We start from the raw sequence: 23,833 nt of genomic DNA, 5'->3' as shown, positions 1-23,833 counted from the left end.
CAGGACAAGGGCAAGGGGCGGCGCGGTCAGTCCTGCCCGCAAACCATGCAATCTGCCCTCCGTTTCAGCGAAATGATCCGCGTCTCGGCGTGAAACGCATCGTAAATCAGCATCCTTCCCCGCAGGCCGTCGCCCGCACCGGTGATCTCCTTGACCGCCTCCAGCGCCATCATCGCGCCGATCACGCCCGGCAGCGCCCCGATCACTCCGGTCTCGGCGCAGGTCGCAGACAGGCCCGGGGCCGGCGCCTGCGGGAAGATGCAGGCGAAACAGGGCGCGCCGCCCGCGGGATCGTAAAGTGTCACCTGCCCCTCCCATGCGGAGATCGCGCCGGCCATCACCGGCCGTCCGCTGGCCTGCGCGGCGGCGTTGATCAGGGCCCGGGTCGCATAGCTGTCGGTCCCGTCCAGTATCAGATCGTATTCGGCGAAAAGCTCTTCCGCGATCTCGGCGCTCAGCGCCCGATTATAGGGCTTCACCGCGACGAACGGGTTCAGCGCCTTCATCGCGATCTCGGCGGAAAAGACCTTGGGCATCTCCTGACGCTGATCGGTGTGGATCACCTGCCGCTGGAGATTTGACAGATCCACCACATCGCCGTCGATCACGCCGATGGTTCCGACCCCGGCCGCCGCAAGATAAAGCAGCGCGGGCGAGCCAAGCCCGCCGGCCCCCACGACCAGCACCCGCGCCTCCTTCAGCGCGTGCTGCCCGCGCCCGCCGATATCGGGCAGGGTGATGTGGCGGGCATAGCGCTCCAGCTCATCGCCCGAAAATGGCCCTCCATGACTGGCCGTGGCCACCCCGTCCACACGCTGCTCCGCCGCTCTGGCCCGGTTGCGCACCTGGCCCAGGGCCGCCCGATAGGCCAGAACCAGCACCACCATGCCGCCAAGGATCAGCCACAGCGCGGGCGAGCTTCCGGTGGCTTCGCGCAGCGGATGCCCGTCGGGCAGGGCGACCTGCACCGCCAGAACCGCCACATAGAGCAGCCCCAGCATGTAGAACCGCGCCTGACGCGGCGCGCCCATCAGCGCGCCGATACCCCAGATCACGCCCGCAAGGCCCAGAACGAACAGCATCAGCCAACCCCTGTGGAGCCGAAACCGCCCGCGCCCCGCACGGTATCCTCCAGCCGGTCGACGACGCGGAACTTCGCCTGCACCACCGGCGCCACGACGGCCTGCGCGATCCGGTCGCCATGGGCGATGTGATAGGCCTCGACGCCAAAATTCACCAACAGCACCCCCAGGGGGCCGCGATAGTCGCTGTCGATCGTGCCGGGTGTGTTGGGCAAGGTGATCCCGTGCCTGAGCGCCAGCCCCGAGCGCGGCCTGATCTGCATCTCGAACCCATCCGGCACCGCCACGCGCAGGCCCGTGGGCACGATCCGCCGCTCCATCGGGCGCAGGGTCAGGCCCGCCGCCCGCTCCTCCGGTGCGAAATTCGCCCGCAGATCGGCGCCCGCCGCGCCGCCCGTGGCATACTCCGGCAGCGCCACCCCCGGATCGGCCCAGTCTTCCCGCATCACCCGCACATCAATGCTCATCGCCGCCAGCTTCTCTGCTTCAAAAAATCCCCGCCGGAGGCTCCGGCGCCCTCAACCGGTGCCGAGTTCCGTCGCGATCCGTGCGGCGAGCCGCCGGGCGACCTCCCCCTTGGCCATCCGCGGCCAGTCTTCGACGCCGGTTGCGGTCACCAGATGCACGGCGTTTTCCGCCCCGCCCATGATCCCGGTTTCTGGCGAGACATCGTTGGCCACGATCCAGTCGCATCCCTTGCGGTCCAGCTTGGCGCGCGCATGGGCCACCACATCCTCGGTCTCGGCGGCGAAGCCCACCACCAGCGCGGGCCGGCCCGCGCCCATTTTCGCCACGTCGGCCAGGATATCCGGATTCTCCGCGAAGGCCAGAACCGGCAGCCCGCCGGCGCCTTTCTTCATCTTCTCGGCCGCGGCGTTTTCCACCCGCCAGTCGGCCACCGCCGCAGCGAAGACCGCCACATCCGCGGGATGCGCCGCCGCCACCGCCTCGGCCATCTCGCGTGCGGTCTCGACCCGCGTCACCGCCACGCCCTCGGGCGGCGGCACCGTTGCGGGGCCGGTCACGAATGTCACCCGCGCGCCCAGATCCCGCAGCGCGGCGGCAATGGCCGCGCCCTGCGCACCCGACGACCGGTTGGCAATGTATCGAACCGGGTCGATCGGCTCGTGGGTCGGCCCCGAGGTCACGATCGCATGGCGGCCCTTCAGCGGCCCGTCGCCCAGTGCCGCGCCGATCGCGGCGACGATATCGGGCACCTCGGCCATGCGCCCGGGCCCGTATTCGCCACAGGCCATGTTGCCCTCGTCCGGCCCCACCACATGCACGCCGTCACCCCGCAGCACGGCCAGGTTCCGCTGCGTCGCGGGATGCTCCCACATCCGCACATTCATCGCGGGCGCGATCAGCACACGCTTGTCCGTCGCCATCAGCAGGGTGGAGGCCAGATCGTTGGCGTGCCCGCCCGCCATCTTGGCCATCAGATCCGCAGTCGCGGGCGCCACCACCACCAGATCGGCGGCGCGGCTCAGCTCGATATGGCCCATCTCGGCCTCATCCGTCAGATCGAACAGATCCCGGTAGACCTTCTGCGCAGCCAGGGCCGACGCGCTGAGCGGAGTCACGAACTCCTCGCCTGCCTTCGTCAGTACGGGCACCACGCTGGCGCCCTGGTCCCGCAAGCGCCGGATCAGATCCAACGCCTTGAACGCGGCGATTCCACCCCCGATGATGAGCAAGATTCGTTTTCCGGTCAGCATGGCGGCCCTCTTCTCAGGTCTCCTGCTCCGGTGTAGGCGCACCCTAGCTTGGACACAACTGCAATGACCCCTCGCGTGATCCGCGAAACCAGCCACTTGCCCGCGCCGCCGGATCTCGTCTGGGATCTGCTGCAGCGGCCCGATACGCTGATCAGGATCACCGAAGGCTGGTTGAGCTTTCGGCCGCTCGATCTGCCGGACTGGCCCGAAACCTGGCAGGAAGGCGCGTATCGCGCCGCACTATCCGGACCCTTCGGCATCCCGCTCGGCCTGCAGATCCTCCGTGTCAGCTTCCCGCCGCCGAAGGGCGACACGCGGTTCATCCGCGATCGGGGCGAGGGGCAGATGGTCCGCCTTTGGGATCATCTGATCAGTCTGAGACCGGAGGGAAGCGGTACGTGCTATGCAGATGAAGTGGCTGTAGAGGCCGGCTGGAGAACACCGTTTGTGGCCGCCTTCGCCCGCGCCTTCTATCGGCGCCGGCAAAGACGGCTCAAAGCATTGGTCGGGCGCTCACACCGGAAGAACCAGTAGCGCCGTGACAAACAGCCCGGCCATCAGTCCCAACGGGGCGTGAAACGCTACGCGGCGAAGAATGAAAGCACCTCTTTCGACTGCGCTTCGAGATTCTTGCGCATCTTGCCGAACGCGGCCGCCTCCAGCTGGCGAACCCGCTCCTTCGACAGGCCAAGCTCGTTGCCGAGGCTTTCCAGCGTCCGGGGATCGTCGCGCAGCTTGCGTTCGCGCACGATAAATCGTTCCCGGTCGTTCAGCGCGTTCATCGCGGTGATCAGCCAGGTGCGAAGCTGTTCGGTGTCGTGGGACTGCTCCACCAGTTCGGCGGCCTGTTCGCTGTCGTCTTCCAGCGCGTCGATCCATTCCCGGCCTTCGTCATCCACGGATTGGGTGGCATTCAGCGAATAGTCCGACCCGGCCAGGCGGCCTTCCATCATCTCCACATCGTGAAGCGGCACCCCCACCTCGGTCGCGATCATCTGGCGCAACTGATGCTTGTCCAGCCGCTCACCCGCGGCCATCGCCTCGCGCTCAAGGCGCGCCTGAACCCGGCGCATGTTGAAGAACAGCGATTTCTGGCTGCTGGTCGACCCGGTCCGAACCATGGACCAGTTGCGCATCACGTAATCCTGGATGCTCGCCTTGATCCACCAGACCGCATAGGTCGAAAACCGCACCCCCCGGTCGGGGTCGAACTTGTCGGCGGCCTTCATCAGGCCCAGCCCGGCTTCCTGGATCAGGTCGTTCATCGGGGCGCCGTAGCGTTTGAACTTCGCCGCCATCGAGATCGCCAGACGCATGTAGGCTGTTACCAGCCGGTGCAGCGCCGCCTCGTCGCGGTGGTCCCGCCAGGCATAGGCCAGACGCAACTCCGTTTCCGCATCCAGTAGCTCGGCGCGCATGGCGCGACGCGAAAGCGACTGGTCTCCACCCATATCCAAAGCCATAACTCACCCCCCGGTAAGTGTTTGATGTTGGACCGCGCTGATCGCGGCTCTATGAGGGATACGAAGCAATATGCCGTTTGGTTCACTGTAAGGGACAAATAATTGCGCCTACCCTCTCTCAGCCTCGTGATCGGCGGGGCATCCTCGGGCAAATCGGCCTTTGCCGAAAGGCTGGTCCACGCCACAGGGCTGGCCAAGGTCTATCTCGCGACCGCGCAGGCCTTCGACGACGAGATGCGCAGCAAGATCGCGCTGCATCAGGCCCGCCGCGCCGGACAGGGCTGGCGCGTGATCGAAGCCCCGATCGAGGCGGCCCCGGCGCTGGCCGCCATGGGGGGCGAGGACATCGCGCTTGTCGATTGCGCGACCCTGTGGCTGACCAACATCATTCTGGCGGAGATGGACTGGGACGAACAGACCACCGGCCTGATCGGGGCCATGACCGGGACCGCGGCGCCCGTGATCGTCGTCACCAACGAGGTCGGCCAGGGCATCGTGCCCGAAACCCGGCTCGGCAGGCGGTTTCTCACCGCGCAAGGCCTCCTGAACCAGCGCCTTGCCGCCAAGGCGGACCTCGTCGTGCAGATCACCGCCGGGCTGCCGCAGGTTCTGAAGGGCGCGCTGCCGGAGGGCGTGCCGCGATGATGACCCGCTGGTGGTGGGTGCGTCACGGCCCGACCCATGAAAAGGCCATGGTCGGCTGGCGCGATGTTCCCGCCGATCTTTCCGACGACGACCGGATCGCCCGCCTCCACGCATTCCTTCCGGAACCGGCGGTGCTGGTCTCCTCCGACCTGATCCGCGCCACCGCGACCGCCGACAGGCTGGAGGCGAACCGCCTGCGGCTCCCCCATGAACCGGATCTGCGGGAGTTCAATTTCGGCGCCTGGGACGGGCTGGGCTTTCCCGACATCATGGACCGCGAGCCGGAACTGAGCCGCCGGTTCTGGGAAATGCCGGGGGATGTCGCCCCGCCCGATGGCGAAAGCTGGCATCAGGTCGCCGCCCGCGTCGATCCGGTGGTGAGCCGCCTCACACGGCACCATGCGGGGCGGGATATCGTCGCCGTGGCCCATATCGGCGTGATCATGACCCAGATCGGCCGCGCCGCCGGTCTGCCGCCCGCGCAGGCCATCGGCCACCGGATCGACCCTCTTTCGGTCACCTGCCTGCAACACGGGCCCGAAGGCTGGTCGGTGGAGCGGATCAATCACACACCGTGATGGGCCCGATCAGGAATTGCCGTTTGACCGGGCAGGCGCACGCCGTCTCAATATCCGCATGACTTATGCTCTTCTGATCGCCGATCGATCCTATTCCAGCTGGTCGCTGCGCGGCTGGCTGCCCTTCGCCGCCTTTGACATCCCCGTCGAGGTGTCGGTCACCCGCCTTTATGACGAGCGCTTCGCCCGCGACGTCGCCGCCTTTGCGCCGGGCCGCACTGTCCCCGTCGTTCGCACCCCCGATGGCGGGCTTCTGACCGAAAGCATCGCAATCGCCTGGCATCTGGCCGAAGCGTTTCCGGATCGCGGGCTTCTTCCCGCCGAACCCGTGGCGCGCGCCCGAGCCATCAGCCTCGTTTCCGAAATGCATGCCGGGTTCGCAGCGCTTCGCGGGGCGTGTCCGATGAACCTGCGCACTGCGTGGGGCGGGTTCGAGGTGTCGGATGCCGTCCGGTCCGACCTCGCGCGGCTGGAGTTGATCTGGCGCCTGGCGCTGGAGGCGCATGGCGGCCCGTGGCTGTGCGGCGCCTATTCGCTGGCCGATGTGTTCTTTGCCCCGGTCGCAACCCGGATCGCCACCTACGGCCTGCCCGCTTCCGACATGGCACAGGCCTATGTCGCCAGACAGCTCGACCATCCGGCCTTTCGCGCGTGGTATGAGGCCGGCCTGTCTGACGGCCCCGAGCAGCCGAATTACGACATGGATCTGCCGCGGCGCCCGTTTCCCCTGCCCAGGTGACGGGCGCTGCGCAGACCAGCGGGTGTTAACGCTTTCCTAACCTCCGGATCGTAGCGGTTAACTATGCTGGATACCGCCCGCCCCGATAGCCTTGCCCGAATCCATACCGTCGCCTTCGAGGGGTTGGAGGCGCGCCGCGTGGAGGTGCAATGCGCGGTCACGCCGGGCCTGCCCGCCTTCGCGATCGTGGGCCTGCCGGACAAGGCCGTATCGGAGGCGCGCGAACGGGTTCGCACGGCGCTTTCGGGCATGGCCATCGCATTGCCGTCGAAACGGATCACGATCAATCTCTCCCCCGCCGACCTGCCCAAGGAAGGCTCTCATTTTGACCTCCCGATCGCGCTCGCCCTGCTGGCAGCCCTTGGCGTTCTGCCCCGCGAACGCGTGGAAGAGGCCGTGGCATTGGGCGAACTTTCTCTCGACGGCAGCCTTGTCGCGGTTATCGGCGCCCTGCCGGCGGCCCTTGCCGCGGGGGAGGATGACCGCGTGCTTCTGTGCCCGGCGGCCTGCGGCGCCGAAGCGGCCTGGGTCGGGGTCACGCCGGTTTTCGCCGCCGGGTCGCTGGCCGAAATGATCGCCCATCTGACGGACCGCGCGCCCCTGGCGCAGGCCATTCCGGGCGAGGTGACGCAGGATGCAACGCCCGGGGATCTGCGCGAAGTTCGAGGGCAGGAACGGGCCAAGCGCGCGCTGGAGATTGCGGCGGCGGGCCGTCATCACCTTCTGATGGTCGGACCGCCCGGGTCGGGCAAATCCATGCTGGCGGCCCGCCTGCCGGGGCTTCTGCCGCCGCTGTCGCCCGCCGAAGCGCTGGAAACCTCGATGATCCATTCGCTGGCGGGCCTTCTGGACGAGGGCGGCATTTCGCGCACCCGCCCCTACCGCGCGCCGCATCACACCGCGTCGATGGCGGCCATCGTCGGTGGCGGGCGCGGGGCCAAACCGGGCGAAATCAGTCTTGCGCATAACGGCGTGCTGTTTCTTGACGAGTTTCCCGAATACCCGCGCGCCGTGCTGGAAACGCTCCGACAACCGATCGAAACCGGCGATGTCGTCGTGGCGCGGGCCAATGCCCATGTCACCTATCCCTGCCGCTTCCTGCTGATTGCCGCCGCCAATCCGTGCCGCTGCGGGCATCTCTACGATGCCGATCAGGCCTGCGGCCGGGCACCGATCTGTGGGGAGGACTATCTGGGCAAGATCTCCGGCCCGCTGATGGACCGGTTCGACCTGCGCCTTGAGGTGCCGCCGGTGGGCTATGCGGATCTGGATCTGCCGCCCTCGGGCGACAGCAGCGCCACGATCGCCGCGCGCATTTCGGCGGCGCGGGACAGGCAGGCCGCGCGCTTCGCCGCACTTGATCTGCCCGCCCGTTGCAACGCGGATGCCGAGGGCGACGCGCTGGACCGGATCGCAACGCCGGATGCCGAAGGCAAGGAACTGCTGCTGAAGGCCGCCGACCGGTTTCGCCTCTCCGCGCGCGGATATCATCGCATCCGGCGCGTCGCGCGCACCATCGCCGATCTGGACGGGGATGAGACCGTGGGCGCGCCCCATATCGCCGAGGCGATCGGGTTTCGCCTGATCGGAGCCCAGAACTGACAAGAGCCGCCGGGCCGGCGGACAGGTTACGAAACAGGCGGTTCCCGCGATCCTGCGGCCCCCTTCAAGGTCCGGACGGTTCCCGGATCGGGCCCGTCCGTCCGGCCTGAGACGCCGCTCGCCGCGGCGGCTCCGTCAGCGCCCGGCGCGTTTCGCCTCGATCGCCTGCCAGATCTTCTCGGCGATGTTCACGCCATCGAAACGCTCCAGCTCCTGAATGCCCGTGGGCGAGGTCACGTTGATCTCTGTCAGCCAGCCGCCGATCACGTCGATACCTACGAAAACCTGCCCCTTTTCCCGCAGCAGGGGCCCGATCCGGGCGCAGATCTCCAGATCACGGTCGGTCAGTCCGATCTTTTCCGCGCGCCCGCCCACATGCAGGTTGGACCGCGTTTCGCCCTCCGCCGGAACACGGTTGATGCCGCCGACCGGCTCTCCGTCGACCAGAATGATCCTCTTGTCGCCAGCGCTCACATCCGGGAGGAATTTCTGGGCGATCAGCGGCTCCCGGTTCATGGCGGCAAAAAGCTCGTGAAGCGAGTTGAGGTTCCGGTCCTCCGGCGTCAGGCGGAACACGCCCGCCCCGCCATTGCCATAAAGCGGCTTGAGAATGATGTCGCCATGGCGCGCCTTGAACGCCTTCAGCGTGTCGAGATCCCGGGCGACGGTGGTTGGCGGGGTCAGGTCGGGAAAATCGAGAACCAGCAGTTTTTCGGGATAGTTCCGCACCCAGAACGGATCGTTCACGACCAGCGTGGCGGGATGCAGCCGATCAAGCATATGCGTCGTGGTGATATAGCCCATGTCGAAGGGCGGATCCTGACGCAGCCAGATCACATCCCATTCTGCAAGATCCACCTCGGTATAGGCGCCAAGCGAAAAGTGATCGCCCTTGACCCGGCGCACCTCAAGCGGCCAGCCGCGGGCGGTCACGCGGCCTTCCTGATAGGCCAGCTTCTCGGGCGTGTAGAAGAACAGTTCATGGCCCCGGACCTGCGCCTCTTCGGCAAGCCGGAAACTGCTGTCCGCATCGATGTTGACGCGGTCGATCGGGTCCATCTGAAACGCGACTTTCAGGGCCATGGCAGCACTCCATCCAGCGTAGGTCCCGCCTTCATGGCGCGACGGCGGCGAGCTTGCAATGGGGGAATGCCGCGATCAGGCGCAGAGTGCGTTTTCGACGATCTCGATCATGCCGCGGTCATTCACCAGCGCCACATCGAACCGGGCAACACTGTTCTGCCCATCCGGCAAATGGCCAAGGTAGTCGGAGGCGCTGGCATAGATCCGCTGCATCTGACGGCGGGAGAGGCGTTCGGCGGCCCGGGCAAAACTGCGGCTTTTCTTCACCTCGATGAAAACCGTCTCCCCGTCCTTTTCGGCAACCAGATCGATCTCGCCGGCCTGGCCGCGCCAGCGGCGGGACAGGATCACGTGGCCGCCGCGCGCATATTCCGCGGCAACCCTGTCTTCTGCGGTCCTGCCAGCCAGATAGCTCGTCATCCCGCTCATGCGTTATCTTCCAGTTTCAGGGCCGCCTGATAGACAAGGCGACGCGGCAGCCCCAGTTTCTCGGCAACCTCGGCGGCGGCATCCTTGACCCGTTGGGTTTTCAGCGCCTCGCGCAACGCGGTCTCCATGTCGTCGGCGCTGGCCTGCCGGGATTGCCCGCGCCCGACCACCAGCACGATCTCGCCTTTCAGCGCGCGGCCCTCGATGGCCTCGCGCAGTTCGGCAACCGTGCCGCGGATGACCTCCTCGAAACGCTTGGTCAGCTCCCGGCACAGCGCGATCTGACGCGCCTGACCCAGAGTTTCGCCCAGAACATCTAACAATCGGTGAATGCGCTTGGGGCTTTCGTAGAGGATCACGGTGGCCTCGATATCCGCCAGCCCGTCCAGGAACCGCTTGCGGGCACCCGCCTGGCTGGGCGGGAAGCCCGCGAACAGGAACCGGTCGCTCGGCAGGCCGGATACCGTCAGCGCCGCCAGCGCGGCGGAGGGACCCGGCGCCGCAAAGACCGGCGCACCCGCCTCGATCGCGGCGCGGCCAAGCTGATACCCGGGATCGGCCACAAGCGGCGTCCCGGCCTCGGAGACATAGGCCACCGTCCTGCCCTCGGCCAGGGCCGCCAGCAGCCGGGGCCGCTGCGCCGGGCCGTTGTGATCGTGATAGGCGACAAGCGGCCTGTCGCCCAAGGGTATGCCATGCAGCTCCATCAATCTGCGCGCGGTGCGCGTATCCTCGGCGGCCAGCAGATCGGCGCTCAGCAGAATGTCGAGGGCGCGCAAGGTGATATCGCGCGCGGCACCGATAGGCGTCGCCACGAAGTACAGCCCCGGCGCCAGCGTCACGCGGCGCGCGGGCGTTGCCATTGGGCTGGGATCGGTGGGCAGATCGGGCATGGCCAAAGGCTCCGGCGGCGTTTACTTGGGGGTCTGAACGCACTAGTCTCGCCCGTATAGATGACAGGTGCCCCAAGGGAGACGAGGATCCTCATGATCTCTGCTTTGCGTAACTTCCGCAAGCCATTCCGGCTGCTTTCCGTTCTCGCGCTGACCGGCCTTCTTGCCGCCTGTCAGGTGGGCAATCCCGTCAGCGGCCCCATCGGCCCCCGCGTCTCCGGCCAGACCATCGAGGTGGCCATGCTCCTGCCCTATGGCTCGGCCAGCGCGGGCGACGATCTGGTGGCCCGCAGCCTCGAAAACGCGGCGCGCATGGCTATGGCCGAAGTGCAGGGTGTCGAGATCAACCTGACGGTCTACAACACAGCCGGCAATGCGGCCCAGGCCGCCGCGGTCGCGCAACAGGCGGTCAGCGCGGGTGCGGATGTGATCCTCGGGCCGCTCCGGTCCGATGCGGCGGCCGCGGTCGGGGTTGCGGTGGCGCGCTCCAACATCAACGTGCTGAGCTTCTCCAACAACACCGAGATCGCGGGCGGCAATGTCTTCGTGCTGGGCCATACCTTCCAGAACACCGCCGCGCGCGTCGTCAACTATGCCGCGACCCAGGGGCGCAACCGGATCCTGATCCTGCATGCCCGCAATCTGGCGGGCGAGGTCGCACGCGACGCGGTGGAACGCGCCGTTGCGGGCACCGGCGCCACGATCACCGGCCGGGTCAGCTACGAGTTTTCGCAAAACGGCGTGGTCGCGGCCCTGCCGACCGTGATGAGCACCGTGCGGTCCACCGATACCAATGCGCTGATCATGACCTCCGATGCCGCGGGCGCCCTGCCGCTTTTCGCGCAATTGCTGCCCGAAAACGGGCTCGACACGGAAAGCACCCGGGTCATCGGGCTGACGCGATGGGATGTGCCGCCGCAGACGCTGGAACTCTCGGGCCTGCAAGGCGGCTGGTTCGCCCTGCCCGATCCGCAGGCGGCGGCCAGTTTCAATGCCCGCTACAGCGCGGCAAACGGCTCCACCCCGCATATCCTGGCCGCCATCGGCTATGACGCGATGCGCGCCGTGGCCGAGACAGCCGCGTCCCAGGGCAGACTGGGTGCGGCGGATCTCACCGCCTCCTCTGGCTTTAACGGCGCGAACGGAGTATTCCGCCTCAGAAGCGATGGCACCAATCAGCGGGCCATGGCCATTGCCCAAGTCCAAAACAACCAGGTGGCCGTGATTGACCCTGCCCCAAGACGCCTTGGCCCTGCGGGGTTCTGACCCCTCGCCACCGGTCCTTTCAGAGCCTTCGGATGCCGCGGAGCTGATCTGTCCCGCATCGCAGGTCTTCGATCAGCCTGCCATCCGCCGGCGGATCGAGGCGCGGATCGCCGATTGCGCCGATGCCGGCGAGATCCGCGCGCATGTGGTCGAGATCCTCGCCGAGGTGAAGGAGGCCGGGCGCAGCAAGATCAGCGCGGCCTTCGCCGCCGATCCGACCGCCGCGCGCCGGGTGCTGCGCGCCTATGCCTATCTGACCGACGGGATGCTGCGCGAAGTACTTCATGTGGCGACCGCGAAGCTGCATCCGACCCCGACACCCACCGACGCGGAGCGCGTCGCCGTGATGGCGGTGGGCGGCTACGGCCGTGGCGAGATGGCGCCGTTTTCCGATGTCGACCTGATGTTCGTCACGCCGTGGAAGATGACCGCCAAGGTGGAGAGCATCATCGAATCTACGCTCTACATGCTGTGGGATCTGCGCCTGAAGGTCGGCCATTCCAGCCGCACCATCAAGGACTGCCTGCGTCTGGGCAAGGACGACTACACCATTCGCACGACCTTTCTGGAGATGCGCTATCTGGCGGGCGATGCCGCCCTGGCCGCCGATCTGCAGGACACGCTGCGCAGCCAGCTTTTCGCCGGCACCGCCTCCGAGTTCATCGAGGCGAAACTGGAAGAGCGCGCCACGCGCCACCGCAAGCAGGGCGGCCAGCGCTACATGCTGGAGCCCAATGTCAAAGAGGGCAAGGGCGGGCTGCGCGACCTGCAGACGCTCTACTGGATCGCGAAGTACCTGCACGGCGTGCAGCGGGCCCGCGAACTGGTGGGGCTGGGCGTGTTCACGCAGGAAGAGTTCGATGCCTTCGACGCGGCGGAGCGGTTTCAGTGGTCGGTCCGCTGCCATCTGCATCTGATCGCCGGGCGCGCGCAGGATCAGCTGACCTTCGACATGCAGGTCCAGGTGGCCGATCGCATGGGCTATACCGATCATGACGGGCGGCGCGCGGTCGAGCATTTCATGCAGGATTACTTCCGCCACGCCACCCGCGTGGGCGAACTCACGCGGATTTTCCTGACCGCGCTCGAGGCGAGCCACGTCAAGCGCGAACCGGGTCTGTGGGAGCTGTTCCGGGGCCGCAAACGCACCCGCCGCAAGAAGCTGAAACCCGGCTACGCCGTCAAGCAGAACCGCCTGAGCGTGGAGGACGAGACCGCCTTTCTGGCCGACAAGCTGAACGTTCTGCGCCTCTTCGAGGAGGGGCTGCGCACCGGATATCTGCTCCATCCCGATGCGATGCGGATGGTCGCGGGCCATCTGGAGCTGATCGACGAGGATCTGCGCCGGGACCCAGAGGCGAACCGGATTTTCCTGGATCTCCTGCTGAAACACGGCAATCCGGAACGCGGGCTGCGTCGGATGAACGAACTGGGCGTTCTGGGCGCGTTCATTCCGGAATTCGCCGAAATCGTCGCGATGATGCAGTTCAACATGTATCATAGCTACACGGTGGACGAGCACACGATACAGGTGGTCTCCACCCTCGCGCAGATCGAGCGGGAAGAACTGATCGAGGAACTGCCGGTCGCCAGCCGGATCCTGAAGAGCGGCGTGAACCGCAAGGTGCTTTACGTCGCCTGCCTGCTGCATGACATCGGCAAGGGCCGGAAGGAGGATCATTCGATCCTCGGCGCCCGGATTGCGCGGATGATGTGCCCGCGCCTCGGGCTGAAACCGGCGGAGTGCGACACCGTGGAATGGCTCGTGCGCTATCATCTGCTGATGTCGGACATGGCGCAGAAACGTGATATCTCCGACCCGCGCACGGTCCGCGATTTCGCCAAGGCCGTCAAAACCAGGGACCGGCTGGACCTGCTGACCGTGCTGACCGTCTGCGATATTCGCGGGGTCGGGCCGCATACCTGGAACAACTGGAAAGCCACGCTCTTGCGCGGGCTTTACCGGGCGACCGCCCATGCGCTGGAAAACGGTCTAGAGGATCTCAACCGCGACAAGCTGGAAAGCGAGGCCAAGCGCGCACTGCGCGAAGCCCTCGACGGCTGGGACAAACCCGAACTCAAGATCGAAATGGCGCGGCATTACGGGCCCTATTGGCAGGGCCTCGATCTGGCGAGCCAGATCACCTTCGCCGAGATGCTGCGCGATCTGGGCGAGACCAAGATCCGGATAGACACCCGCCGCGACACCGATCGCGATGCCACCCGCGTGTGCTTTGCGCTGGCCGACCATCCGGGCATCTTCAGCCGTCTGGCGGGCGCGCTCAGCCTTGTGGGGGCCAATGTCGTGGATGCCCGCACCTATACGTCCAAAGACGGGTTCGCCACCGCCGTGTTCTGGGTGCAGGATGCCGATGGCAACCCTTATGAGGAGGCCCGCCTGCCCCGCCTGCGCGACATGATCGGCAAGACCCTGAAAGGCGAGGTAGTGGCAAGTCACGCGCTGGAGCGCCGCGACAAGATCAAGAAACGCGAGCGGCCCTTCGATGTCCCGACCAACATCACCTTCGACAATGACGGCTCCGAGATCTACACGATCATCGAGGTCGACACCCGCGACCGGCCCGGTCTGCTCTACGATCTGACCAAAACGCTTGCGGCATCGAATATCTATATCGCCAGCGCCGTCATCGCGACATATGGGGCCCAGGTGGTCGATACCTTCTATGTCAAGGATATGTTCGGGTTGAAGCTTTACACCAAATCCAAGCAGGACAGCCTTGAACGCAAGCTCCGCGACGCGATCGCACGGGTTGCCGAGCGGGCCGGAGCCTGAGCGCGATGGCGGCCGCGCGTCCGATCCGGCTTGTCGCGGGGTTCCTCACGGTCGGGGTCTGGACCCTGCTCAGCCGTGTCTTCGGCTTTGCCCGCGACATTCTCATCGCCGGCATTCTGGGCGCGGGTCCGGTGGCGGAGGCCTTTCTGGTGGCCTTCAGCCTGCCCAACATGTTCCGCCGGTTCTTTGCCGAAGGCGCGTTCAACACCGCCTTCGTGCCGCTTTTCTCGAAGAAACTGGAAGGCCGGGAGGATGCCGAAGGCTTCGCGAGAGAGGCCTTCGCGGGGTTGGCCACGCTCCTGATCGTCTTCACGCTCGTCGCCCAGTTGATCATGCCGTGGCTGGTGCTTGCCATGGCAAGCGGCTTTGCCGGGGATGCACGGTTTGATCTGGCGGTGGTCTTCGGGCGGATTGCGTTCGGCTACATCCTCTTCATCTCCCTTGCGGCACTGCTGTCCGGGGTCCTGAACGCCTCGGGCCGGTTTGCCGCCGCCGCGGCCGCCCCGGTGCTTCTGAACATGGTCCTGATCTGCGCCCTGCTACTGGCGGACACCGGTGTGCTGGAAGACGTGGTCACGGTCGAGGCGCCCGGGCTGGCCGGGATCACCGGGATCCACGCCGGCACGATGCTGGTCTGGGGCGTATTGGTGGCGGGCGTGGCCCAAGTGGTGCTGGTCTGGGTGGCCGCCGCGCGCGCGGGATTCCGGATGCGGCTGCAAATGCCGCGCCTGACCCCCGATCTCAAGCGGCTGGCGATCATCGCGGCTCCGGCGATGCTGGCCGGTGGCGTCGTGCAGATCAACCTGCTGGTGGGCCGCCAGGTCGCCAGCTTCTTCGAGGGCGCGATCGTATGGCTCAGCCTTGCGGACCGGCTCTATCAATTGCCCCTCGGCGTGGTGGGGATCGCAATCGGGATCGTTCTTTTGCCGGATCTGTCACGCCGGCTGCGCGCCGATGACGCCACGGGCGGGCGCGAGGCGCTCAGCCGCGCGGCGGAACTCTCGATGGCGCTGACCGTGCCGTCGGCGGTGGCGTTGATGGTGATCCCGGTTCCGCTCGTCTCCGTCCTTTTCGGGCGCGGCGCCTTCGGGCCGGACGACGTGGCGGCCACGGCGCTGGCGCTGGCGGTCTATGGCGCGGGGCTGCCTGCCTTCGTGCTTCAGAAAGTCATGCAGCCGCTCTATTTCGCGCGCGAGGATACAAGAGCGCCGTTCCGCTATGCGGTGGTGGCGATGGTGGTCAACGCCGTTGTCGCCGTCGGGCTGGCCATGGCGATCGGCTTTCTGGGTGCCGCCATCGGCACCACGGTCGCGGCCTGGGTCATGGTCTGGCTTCTGTCGCGCGGCACCAGACCGATGGGGGAGGTCGCCCGCTTCGACGACCGCTATCGACGGCGGATCTGGCGGATCTCCATCGCGTCGATCCTGATGGGGGTGGTGCTGTGGGGGCTGGCGCTGCTGCTCGGGCCGCTTCTGGGAACCGATGGCTGGCGCTACGGCGCGCTGGCGGCCATGGTCCTGCTCGGGATGCTCAGCTATTTCCTCATCGGGCGGGCCCTGAACGCTTTCCACATCGCCGAACTGCGCAGCGCGCTCCGCCGCTCCTAACGGCGGCGCAGCTTCGCCAGGACCCGTTGCCAGCCGCCGGGGCTGACCACGAAGGACATCAGGAAGCCGGCCACGAAGCCGCAAAGATTGGCCACCACATTGCCGAAATCGCCGTCGATCACGCCGAACAGGATCTGGATCGCCAGCAGCGCCGCGATCAGCGCGAAGGCGCGAAACCGGTTCGCACCATGCGCCGCCAGATCGGCCCAGAGCAGAAAGGTGAACGCCCCGATCAGCCCGTAGACCGCAGGATACCCGCCGATCAGCGGATACGGGCTGTCGAGCAGGAGCGTGAAGCCAAGCGCCCCCGCAATCGCGGAGACGAGAAAAACCGCGACGAATGCCAACGGCGAAAACACCTCCGCCACCATCTTGCCGATGGCCAGAATGAAGACGACCACGAAGACGGCATGGATCATTCCGGCGTGGATCAACGGATAGGTAACAAAGCGCACCAGATGTTCGGGCGGATAGCTGGTATTGGCCAGCATCCAGTCGACCACGTCATTGAGCACGCCATAGTCGCCGATGGCCGCAAGCCGCCAGCCGACGCCGGCCTGACCGCCCAGAAACCCCGCGGTGGCGGCCTGAAACATCACCTCCAGCCCGAAGATCACCACGGCCAGCGCAATCACCACCGGCGGCAGCACGTTGAAGGGGTTGGCATCCGGGTCCTGCATGCGTGATCTCCCTTGGTTGACGGGCTTGGCCCGCATGGGTAAGCGAGGCCGACGCCGATGGCCAGAGTGCATCGGCACCGCAGATAAGGTCACATCAAAGATGTCCAACCCATCTTTCACCCCCCGCGTCTTCTCCGGCATCCAGCCTTCGGGCGGTCTGACGCTTGGCAACTACCTGGGCGCGATCAAACGCTTCGTCGAGATGCAGGATGCCGGCACGCACGAAACCGTCTACTGCATGGTGGACCTGCACGCGATCACCGCGACCTTGCTGGACCCCGACACCCTGCGCCAGAACACGCGCGAGCTGTGCGCGGGCTTTCTGGCGAGTGGGATCGACCCGGAAAAATCCATCCTGATCAACCAGAGCCAGGTGCCCGAACACGCCCAACTGGCCTGGATTTTCAACTGCATCGCACGGATGGGCTGGATGGGGCGGATGACCCAGTGGAAGGACAAGGCCGGCAAGAACGCCGAGGCGGCCTCGCTCGGGCTTTTGGCCTATCCCGCGCTGATGGCCGCCGATATCATGATCTACCACGCCACCCATGTGCCCGTGGGCGAGGATCAGAAACAGCATCTGGAACTGACCCGCGACATCGCGGCGAAGTTCAACCACGATTACGGGGTGGAGTTCTTTCCCATCGTCGAGCCGGTGATCGAAGGCGTGGCCACGCGGGTGATGAACCTACAGGACGGCACGAAAAAGATGTCGAAATCCGACCCATCGGACAAATCGCGGATCAACATGACCGACGATGCCGACACCATCGCGCGGAAGATCCGCAAGGCAAAGACCGATCCGGACCCGCTGCCCGGCGATGTCCGTGGTCTGGAGGGGCGCCCGGACGCGCGCAACCTGGTGAATATCTATGCCGCGCTGTCCGAGATTGAGCCGCAGGCGGTGCTGGATCAGCATGCGGGTGCCCTGTTCGGCCATTTCAAGGCGGCGCTGGCCGATGTGGCGGTGGCGAAGCTCTCGCCCATTTCCGAAGAAATGGCCCGGCTGATGGACGACCCCGCCGAGATCGACCGGATTCTCGGCCGCGGGGCGGAACGGGCCCGGGAGATCACGGTGCCGATCCTTGAGCAGACCTATGATATCATCGGGATGATCCGCAGCTAGATCCGCCTGAACGCAAGGGGGAAGCATGGCGATCCATGTCATCACCGGCGCATCGGGCGGCGGCAAATCCACCTTGCTGGCGGCGCTGGCCGCGCGCGGGTATCGCACGGAGCCCGAAATCGGCCGCAGGATCGTGCAGGATCAGGTCGCCGCGGGCGGGCGGGCCCTGCCATGGCAGGATAGCGTCGCCTTCCGCGATCTGCTGTTTTCCCTGTCGGTGGAGGCCTATCAGGCGCACTCCGCAGCAAGGCCCCCCGTGTTCTTCGACCGCAGCTTTGTCGAGGCGTTGGGGTACAGCCGGGTCATCGGCGCACCGATCCCGGACCGGATGGCGCAGACAGCCCGCGACCTTCGCTTCGCCGCGCCGGTGTTCCTCTGCCCGCCATGGCCGGAGATCTACCGCGCCGACGCGGAGCGGCAGCATGATTTCGCCTTCGCCGAACGGGAGTTTCACGAAACTCGCCGCGCCTATGCGGAGCTTGGCTACAAGCTTGTGGACGTCCCGAAACACCCGGTGGAGGACCGGGTGGACTTCGTTCTGCGGCATATCGGGGCAGGTGCAGGGCGCGGAGATGCTGGCCGGGTTTGACCCAAACGCATCCCCACCCGCCAGCGCGCATCTGCGCGGACATGCACGAAAGCCCTGCGGGGATGGCGGTTTTTCTGTCCGCGTTCCGGCGGTATGCCGTTCAGCAAAGGAGAGCTGACATGTCTGAGATCACGCACGGAGCCTACGCCGCACCCAAGGGGACATGCATCGGACATGTGCATCTGAAAGTCGCCGATCTGGACCGCGCGATCGCGTTTTATGCGGATGTGCTGGGGTTCGAGGTGCAGCAGCGCCATGGCGACCAGGCCGCGTTTCTCTCGGCGGACGGCTATCACCACCATATCGGGCTGAACACATGGAGCAGCCGGGGCGGCACACCCGCGCCCCGCGGGCATACGGGCCTGTTTCACACGGCCTTCCTTTACCCCGACCGTGCGGCGCTTGCCGGGGCGGTGGCCCGGGTCATCGCCGCCGGCATTCCGATCGAAGGCGCCTCCGATCATGGTGTCAGCGAGGCGGTCTACCTATCCGATCCCGATGGCAACGGCGTCGAACTCTACCGGGACCGCGCGCCCGAAGACTGGCCGCGCGCCGCGGATGGCAGCCTGTCGATGATAACCGATCCGCTGGATTTGCAGGCGCTTCTGGCCGAAGACTGACACTCACCGGTCCTTCTCTGTTCGCAGTTGCACAAAACTTTCACAATCCCGGGCTGGACTTTCCCGGGCGCACACTTATATCTCCAACTCCGAACCGCGACTTCAAACCTTGGGGGAGCATTCTAATGACATATCTGACCAAGATCAAACCGGTCCAAACGGCGGCCGAAACACCGTTGAAACCGGTGGCCAGACCCCGGCCCGACGCCCCGAAACCCGGCGCGATGGATTATCAGCTCGGGTTTACGTCTGGACCTCTGACCTAAAGTCACTCATGCTCCCCCCGTCACTTGCGGGGGGAGGATCAGATGGCGACCGGCAGCAACATCAAAACCTATTTCGATGGCGCATGGCATGATGGCGATGTTCCGATCATGCGGGCCGCCGATCATGGCGCATGGCTGGGCACCACCGTTTTCGATGGCGCGCGTCACGTGGACGGTCTGGCGCCGGATCTTATGGCCCATTGCGAGCGGGTGAACCGCTCCGCCGCGGCGCTGATGCTGACGCCGACCCATACGGCACAAGAGATTTTCGACATCACCTGGGAGGGGCTGAAACGCTACCCGAAGGGCACGCCCGTTTACATACGCCCGATGTACTGGGGTCTGGATGGCGGCCATATGGGGATTGTTCCCAAGGAGAACGCGACCGGCTTCGCGATCTGTCTGGAAGAGATCCCGATGGCGGCGCCCGAAGCCGCCTCGCGGCTGACCACCACGCAGTTCCACCGCCCCGTGCTGGCCGACAATGTGACCAACGCCAAGGCGGGCTGTCTCTATCCGAACAACGCGCGGATGCTGGCCGAGGCCGCGTCCAGGGGGTATGACAATGCGCTGGTCGCCGACGCGCTTGGCAATGTGGCCGAAACCGCCACCGCCAATATCTTCATGGTTCAGGACGGCGTGGTGTTCACCCCGATCGCCAACGGGACATTCCTGTCGGGCATCACGCGGGCCCGCCATATCCGGAACCTCCGCGCAGACGGCTACGACGTCCGGGAGGAAGTGCTGGGTTTCGACCGCTTCCGCGCGGCGGACGAAGTGTTCATGTCGGGCAATCTCAACAAGGTCACGCCGGTAACCGAATTCGACGGCACCCACTACCAGATCGGCCCGGTGACTCGGAAAACAAGGGAGCTTTACTGGGACTGGGCGCAATCCGCCGATGCCTGAGTTTCGACGGCCGCTTGTCCGGATGCGCGCAAGCGGGCATTGGCCGGACCGGCCCCAAGGCGGCCGGAGCCTTGCGCTAAATCCGTTGCATGGACCCGCCCGACAGGTCATTCTCCGCCACCGGAGGGCCTGAACCATGCGCAAATTCCTGGTCGTGCTGGACGATACCCGCGAATGCCTGAACGCGATGCGGTTTGCCGCCATGCGCGCGGCCCATACGGGCGGTGGCGTCGAAATCCTGTCGGTGATTCCGCCCGATGAATTCAATCACTGGATCGGTGTCGGCGAGATGATGCGCGCCGAGGCCCGCGAACGGATCGAGGCGCATTTCAACGTCTTCGCCAAATGGATGCGCGATCGTCAGGGCATCGACCCCGAACTGGTGATCCGCGAGGGCGAACCGGTGGACGAGATCCTGGCGCAGGTGCGCGAAGACCCGGAAATCGGCGTTCTGGTTCTGGGGGCGGGCACGGGCAAGGGCGGCCCCGGGCCTTTGGTGACCGCGCTGACCAAAAGTGCCGGCACCCTGCCGGTTCCGATGACGATCGTGCCGGGCGAGATGTCGAAAGAGCAGCTTGAGCAGATCACCTGATATGTCGGCACCGGACGCCTCCTGCCAGTTTAGAACCGTTCCAAAACTTGACTTCCCGGACCATCGGGCGCATATCTGAGCAAACCGCTAAGGATATGCCGCCATGTTCATCCAGACCGAATCGACCCCGAACCCCGCAACCCTGAAATTCCTGCCGGGCCAGACCGTGCTGGGTGTGGGCACCGCCGATTTCCCTTCCGCCGACACGGCCGGAAAATCTCCGCTGGCAAGCCGTATCTTCGCCGTCGACGGTGTGACTGGCGTATTCTTCGGCACCGATTTCGTGACGGTGACCAAGGCCGAGGCTGTGGAATGGGACCATGTGAAGCCCGCCATTCTCGGCGCGATCATGGAACATTTCCAGTCCGGCCAGCCGGTGATGGAAGGCGAAGGCGGCGGCACCGGCGGCCATGCCGAACATGATGGCGAGGACGCCGAGATCGTGGGGCAGATCAAGGAACTGCTCGACACGCGCGTGCGCCCGGCCGTGGCACAGGATGGCGGCGATATAACGTTCCACGGGTTTGACCGGGGCGTCGTCTATCTGCATATGCAGGGCGCCTGCGCCGGCTGCCCGTCATCGACGCTGACCCTGAAAATGGGCATCGAAAACCTGCTGCGTCATTACATCCCCGAAGTGCTTGAGGTTCGCCCTGTCGCAGTCTGACGCCGGGATGAGAACCGGGCGCTGCCGTTACGGCGCCACGCACATCATCACGGTCTCACCCCTGCCTGAGATGGCGTCCTCTCGCCGGTCCGGCGATTGCCGGCGCGTCATCGCGGCGCCGGTTCTCGAACCATGATCCTCGCCTTCGATACGTCCGGCCCCCACTGCGCCGCCGCGTTGGTCCGGGGCGACCGGGTGCTCGCCCATCGTCACGAGCCGATGAAAAAGGGGCAGGCGGAAGCTCTGATGCCGCTCATTGCGGATATGATGGAAACCGAGGGGCTGACCCCGGCGGATCTGGCCGCCATCGGCGTCGGCACCGGTCCGGGCAATTTCACCGGTTTGCGCATCGCGGTATCCGCCGCGCGCGGCATGGCGCTGGCCCTTGGCGTGCCCGCCATCGGCGTCACCGGCTTTGAGATCATGCGAGGCGCACACTGCCCGCAAGCGGCCACGCCGCAACTCGTCAGCCTGCCCGGTCCGCGCGGCACGGCCTATGTGCAGCCCTTCAGGGGCGGCGCGGCGGTTGGCCCACCGCGCCAGATCGACCCGGCCGATCCGCCCGCCGATCTCGAACTGCCGGAGGGTGGCGAGGTGCTGGGCCATGAGGCCGCAGCCATCGCCTATGGGCTCGCATCCGACGCACATCCGCGCCCGACCGTTCTTCTGGACTATGCCCTCCCGCTGGCCCGCATCGCGATGGCGAAATTCGCAACCGGCCAGAGCTTTCAGCGCCCCGCCCCGCTATATGTCCGGGTGGCGGACGCGGCCCCCTCCCGGCAGGCAGCCCCGGTCATTCTGGAATGACCCCGGAGCAGCTGGCCCTGATCCATGACCGCGCCTTCACAAGGCAGCGTGCATGGAGCGCTGCGGAGTTCCGGGAGCTTCTGGCGCAGGCCAGTATCCGGCTGCTGCACCGGGGGCAGGCGTTTCTGCTCCTGCGGCTTCTCCCGCCGGAGATGGAGATCCTCACCCTCGCCGTCGCACCGGCCGCGCGACGGCAGGGTCTCGCGCTGGCCCTTCTGGACGACACCGAGATGCTGGCCCGCGATCAGGGGGTGAACCGCCTGTTTCTGGAGGTGGCCGCAGGCAACGCGCCGGCGGTCGGCCTCTATGTCCGGGCAGGGTTTGCGAAAACCGGCCTGCGCCCGGCCTACTACACCCATAAGGACGGCACCCGCGACGACGCGTTGATCATGGAACGCGTGCTGACCGCCTAATTTGCCGTCAACCCGGGAAAAGCTGACGTTGGGTCCGCCTGCCGTGCCGCGCCGCACACCAGAATCCGGTTGACCGCCCCGCCCGGCTTTGCCCTTATTCTGCGCAGGGATCACGAGATCTTTGCTTGCGGGCGCCGGATCGTACCGGCCACTGGCCCGCCACCAACTGGGAGTGTTTAAATGAGCTTGATGAAATCTTTGCTTGGCGCGGCCGCGGCGACGGCGCTGAGCGTCACGGCGGTTCTGGCCGACGGCCCTGCGCTGGTGTTCGATCTGGGCGGAAAATTCGACCGGTCGTTCAACGAGGCGGCCTTCAACGGCGCGCAGCGGTGGGCCGAGGAGACCGGCGGCGAATATCGCGAGATCGAGTTGCAGTCGGACGCACAGCGCGAACAGGCGCTCCGCCGTCTGGCCGAAGCGGGCTCCAACCCGGTGGTGATGGCGGGCTTTGCCTTCGGATCGGTGCTGGACACCATCGCGCCCGACTACCCGGACACCACCTTCGTGATCATCGACAGCGTGGTCGACCAGCCCAATGTGCAGTCGATCATCTTCCAGGAACATGAAGGCTCGTTCCTTGTCGGCATGCTTGCCGGCATGGCGTCGGAAACCGGCGTCGTGGGCTTTGTCGGCGGCATGGACATTCCGCTGATCTCGCGCTTCGGCTGCGGCTATGCCCAGGGCGTGGTGGCCGCAAATCCCGACGCGACCGTGATCGCGAACATGACGGGCACGACGCCTGCGGCCTGGAACGACCCGGTTCGCGGCGGTGAGCTGACCCGTGGCCAGATCGCGCAGGGCGCCGATGTGGTCTATGCGGCCGCCGGCGGCACCGGCGTGGGGGTTCTGCAAACCGCGGCGGATGAGGGCATCCTGTCGATCGGTGTGGACAGCAACCAGAACGGCATTCATCCCGGTCAGGTTCTGACCTCGATGCTGAAGCGCGTGGACGTGGCGGTCTACAACGCCTTCAGCGCCGGCGAAGAGATCGAAACCGGTGTGACGGTTCTGGGCCTGGCGGAAGACGGCGTCGGCTATGCGCTGGACGAAAACAACGCCGAGTTGATCACGCCGGAGATGCAGGAGGCCGTGGACGCGGCGCGCGAACAGATCATCGCGGGTGAAATCGTCGTCCACAACTTCTCCGATGACGGCACCTGCCCGGTGGCGATGCAATAATCCGGTTGCGGCGCATCGGCATAGACATATGCCCCTGCGCCGTTCCATAACGTTGACGAAGGGCCGCCCCGGTCTCCGGTGTGCGG

The 23,833-nt window shown here is 66.1% G+C and carries 25 protein-coding genes; 17 read left to right on the top strand and 8 right to left on the bottom strand.

The genetic code is table 11. The features are described 5' to 3' along the window. Positions 1 to 26: 26 nt before the first annotated feature. The 3 genes from ACQ651_RS19735 to coaBC are packed head-to-tail and all read right to left on the bottom strand — an operon-like array spanning position 27 to position 2,800. The gene (locus ACQ651_RS19735) at positions 27 to 1,082 is read right to left on the bottom strand and encodes a HesA/MoeB/ThiF family protein (protein ID WP_430450238.1); all 1,056 of its coding nucleotides are present in this window, start codon (positions 1,080 to 1,082) and stop codon (positions 27 to 29) included. Continuing rightward, positions 1,082 to 1,558 (bottom strand): dUTP diphosphatase, encoded by a 477-nt coding sequence (gene dut, locus ACQ651_RS19730; protein ID WP_430450356.1) that lies wholly within the window; start codon positions 1,556 to 1,558, stop codon positions 1,082 to 1,084. The genes ACQ651_RS19735 and dut overlap by 1 nt, the downstream gene beginning before the upstream one ends. A 42-nt stretch (positions 1,559 to 1,600) precedes the next feature. After that, positions 1,601 to 2,800, bottom strand: coding sequence for a bifunctional phosphopantothenoylcysteine decarboxylase/phosphopantothenate--cysteine ligase CoaBC (gene coaBC / locus ACQ651_RS19725; protein ID WP_430450237.1), 1,200 nt, complete (start codon positions 2,798 to 2,800; stop codon positions 1,601 to 1,603). Positions 2,801 to 2,863: 63 nt separating this feature from the next. On the opposite strand from coaBC, the gene ACQ651_RS19720 reads away from it, so the two are divergent. After that, complete coding sequence (locus ACQ651_RS19720) at positions 2,864 to 3,334, top strand: hypothetical protein (protein WP_430450236.1); 471 nt, start codon at positions 2,864 to 2,866, stop codon at positions 3,332 to 3,334. A gap of 47 nt (positions 3,335 to 3,381) precedes the next feature. Here the strand turns inward: ACQ651_RS19720 and ACQ651_RS19715 are convergent, their stop codons facing one another. Continuing rightward, the gene (locus ACQ651_RS19715; RefSeq protein ID WP_227284511.1) at positions 3,382 to 4,263 is read right to left on the bottom strand and encodes an RNA polymerase factor sigma-32; all 882 of its coding nucleotides are present in this window, start codon (positions 4,261 to 4,263) and stop codon (positions 3,382 to 3,384) included. Positions 4,264 to 4,365: 102 nt separating this feature from the next. Here ACQ651_RS19715 and cobU point away from each other — a divergent pair, with 102 nt between their 5' ends. From cobU to ACQ651_RS19695, 4 genes are all read left to right on the top strand, one after another. Further along, complete coding sequence (gene cobU / locus ACQ651_RS19710) at positions 4,366 to 4,908, top strand: bifunctional adenosylcobinamide kinase/adenosylcobinamide-phosphate guanylyltransferase (protein WP_430450235.1); 543 nt, start codon at positions 4,366 to 4,368, stop codon at positions 4,906 to 4,908. Continuing rightward, the gene (locus tag ACQ651_RS19705; RefSeq protein WP_227284614.1) at positions 4,908 to 5,486 is read left to right on the top strand and encodes a histidine phosphatase family protein; all 579 of its coding nucleotides are present in this window, start codon (positions 4,908 to 4,910) and stop codon (positions 5,484 to 5,486) included. Before cobU ends, ACQ651_RS19705 begins: the two co-directional genes overlap by 1 nt. 58 nt (positions 5,487 to 5,544) lie before the next feature. After that, the gene (locus ACQ651_RS19700; RefSeq protein WP_430450234.1) at positions 5,545 to 6,225 is read left to right on the top strand and encodes a glutathione S-transferase; all 681 of its coding nucleotides are present in this window, start codon (positions 5,545 to 5,547) and stop codon (positions 6,223 to 6,225) included. A 63-nt stretch (positions 6,226 to 6,288) separates the two neighbouring features. After that, on the top strand, positions 6,289 to 7,827 hold the full coding sequence (locus ACQ651_RS19695) for a YifB family Mg chelatase-like AAA ATPase (protein WP_430450233.1): 1,539 nt from the start codon (positions 6,289 to 6,291) through the stop codon (positions 7,825 to 7,827). Positions 7,828 to 7,962: 135 nt separating this feature from the next. Here the strand turns inward: ACQ651_RS19695 and gshB are convergent, their stop codons facing one another. The 3 genes from gshB to rsmI form a co-directional block, all read right to left on the bottom strand. Further along, positions 7,963 to 8,910, bottom strand: a complete 948-nt coding sequence (gene gshB, locus ACQ651_RS19690) for a glutathione synthase (RefSeq protein WP_430450232.1) — start codon at positions 8,908 to 8,910, stop codon at positions 7,963 to 7,965. Between the two features lie 75 nt (positions 8,911 to 8,985). Continuing rightward, a complete protein-coding gene (locus ACQ651_RS19685) occupies positions 8,986 to 9,339 on the bottom strand; it encodes a YraN family protein (protein ID WP_227284516.1) in 354 nt (117 codons plus the stop codon). Beyond that, positions 9,336 to 10,232, bottom strand: coding sequence for a 16S rRNA (cytidine(1402)-2'-O)-methyltransferase (gene rsmI, locus ACQ651_RS19680; protein ID WP_375550694.1), 897 nt, complete (start codon positions 10,230 to 10,232; stop codon positions 9,336 to 9,338). Before rsmI ends, ACQ651_RS19685 begins: the two co-directional genes overlap by 4 nt. Positions 10,233 to 10,325: 93 nt before the next feature. Here rsmI and ACQ651_RS19675 point away from each other — a divergent pair, with 93 nt between their 5' ends. The 3 genes from ACQ651_RS19675 to murJ are packed head-to-tail and all read left to right on the top strand — an operon-like array spanning position 10,326 to position 15,899. After that, positions 10,326 to 11,498, top strand: a complete 1,173-nt coding sequence (locus tag ACQ651_RS19675; protein ID WP_430450231.1) for a penicillin-binding protein activator — start codon at positions 10,326 to 10,328, stop codon at positions 11,496 to 11,498. Beyond that, a complete protein-coding gene (locus ACQ651_RS19670; protein WP_375550695.1) occupies positions 11,458 to 14,292 on the top strand; it encodes a [protein-PII] uridylyltransferase in 2,835 nt (944 codons plus the stop codon). Before ACQ651_RS19675 ends, ACQ651_RS19670 begins: the two co-directional genes overlap by 41 nt. A gap of 5 nt (positions 14,293 to 14,297) precedes the next feature. Further along, complete coding sequence (murJ, locus tag ACQ651_RS19665) at positions 14,298 to 15,899, top strand: murein biosynthesis integral membrane protein MurJ (RefSeq protein ID WP_430450230.1); 1,602 nt, start codon at positions 14,298 to 14,300, stop codon at positions 15,897 to 15,899. Here murJ and ACQ651_RS19660 read toward each other — a convergent pair. Next, positions 15,896 to 16,579, bottom strand: coding sequence for a rhomboid family intramembrane serine protease (locus ACQ651_RS19660; RefSeq protein ID WP_227284520.1), 684 nt, complete (start codon positions 16,577 to 16,579; stop codon positions 15,896 to 15,898). The genes murJ and ACQ651_RS19660 overlap by 4 nt on opposite strands. Before the next feature lie 100 nt (positions 16,580 to 16,679). On the opposite strand from ACQ651_RS19660, the gene trpS reads away from it, so the two are divergent. From trpS to ACQ651_RS19615, 9 genes are all read left to right on the top strand, one after another. Continuing rightward, complete coding sequence (gene trpS, locus ACQ651_RS19655) at positions 16,680 to 17,705, top strand: tryptophan--tRNA ligase (RefSeq protein WP_227284521.1); 1,026 nt, start codon at positions 16,680 to 16,682, stop codon at positions 17,703 to 17,705. A gap of 25 nt (positions 17,706 to 17,730) precedes the next feature. Beyond that, complete coding sequence (locus ACQ651_RS19650) at positions 17,731 to 18,294, top strand: AAA family ATPase (RefSeq protein ID WP_430450229.1); 564 nt, start codon at positions 17,731 to 17,733, stop codon at positions 18,292 to 18,294. 119 nt (positions 18,295 to 18,413) lie between these two features. Then, entirely contained in the window at positions 18,414 to 18,914 is a 501-nt protein-coding gene (locus ACQ651_RS19645; RefSeq protein ID WP_227284523.1) for a VOC family protein, read from the top strand. 308 nt (positions 18,915 to 19,222) lie between these two features. Beyond that, positions 19,223 to 20,089 (top strand): branched-chain amino acid aminotransferase, encoded by an 867-nt coding sequence (locus ACQ651_RS19640; protein ID WP_375550699.1) that lies wholly within the window; start codon positions 19,223 to 19,225, stop codon positions 20,087 to 20,089. Between the two features lie 136 nt (positions 20,090 to 20,225). Further along, on the top strand, positions 20,226 to 20,681 hold the full coding sequence (locus tag ACQ651_RS19635) for a universal stress protein (protein WP_121896393.1): 456 nt from the start codon (positions 20,226 to 20,228) through the stop codon (positions 20,679 to 20,681). Positions 20,682 to 20,784: 103 nt separating this feature from the next. Beyond that, entirely contained in the window at positions 20,785 to 21,348 is a 564-nt protein-coding gene (locus tag ACQ651_RS19630) for a NifU family protein (RefSeq protein WP_227284526.1), read from the top strand. A gap of 132 nt (positions 21,349 to 21,480) precedes the next feature. Then, the gene (gene tsaB, locus ACQ651_RS19625; protein WP_430450228.1) at positions 21,481 to 22,155 is read left to right on the top strand and encodes a tRNA (adenosine(37)-N6)-threonylcarbamoyltransferase complex dimerization subunit type 1 TsaB; all 675 of its coding nucleotides are present in this window, start codon (positions 21,481 to 21,483) and stop codon (positions 22,153 to 22,155) included. Continuing rightward, positions 22,152 to 22,568, top strand: coding sequence for a GNAT family N-acetyltransferase (locus tag ACQ651_RS19620; protein ID WP_430450227.1), 417 nt, complete (start codon positions 22,152 to 22,154; stop codon positions 22,566 to 22,568). Before tsaB ends, ACQ651_RS19620 begins: the two co-directional genes overlap by 4 nt. Before the next feature lie 180 nt (positions 22,569 to 22,748). After that, positions 22,749 to 23,747 carry a BMP family lipoprotein gene (locus ACQ651_RS19615; protein WP_375550701.1) on the top strand — a complete coding sequence of 333 codons (999 nt, stop codon included), beginning with the start codon at positions 22,749 to 22,751 and terminating at the stop codon, positions 23,745 to 23,747. Positions 23,748 to 23,833 lie beyond the last annotated feature (86 nt).

The organism is Rhodophyticola sp. (assembly GCF_965284195.1).
In the GTDB taxonomy this organism is placed as follows: Bacteria; Pseudomonadota; Alphaproteobacteria; order Rhodobacterales; family Rhodobacteraceae; genus Rhodophyticola.
This window is presented reverse-complemented; position numbering and strand designations above follow the sequence as displayed.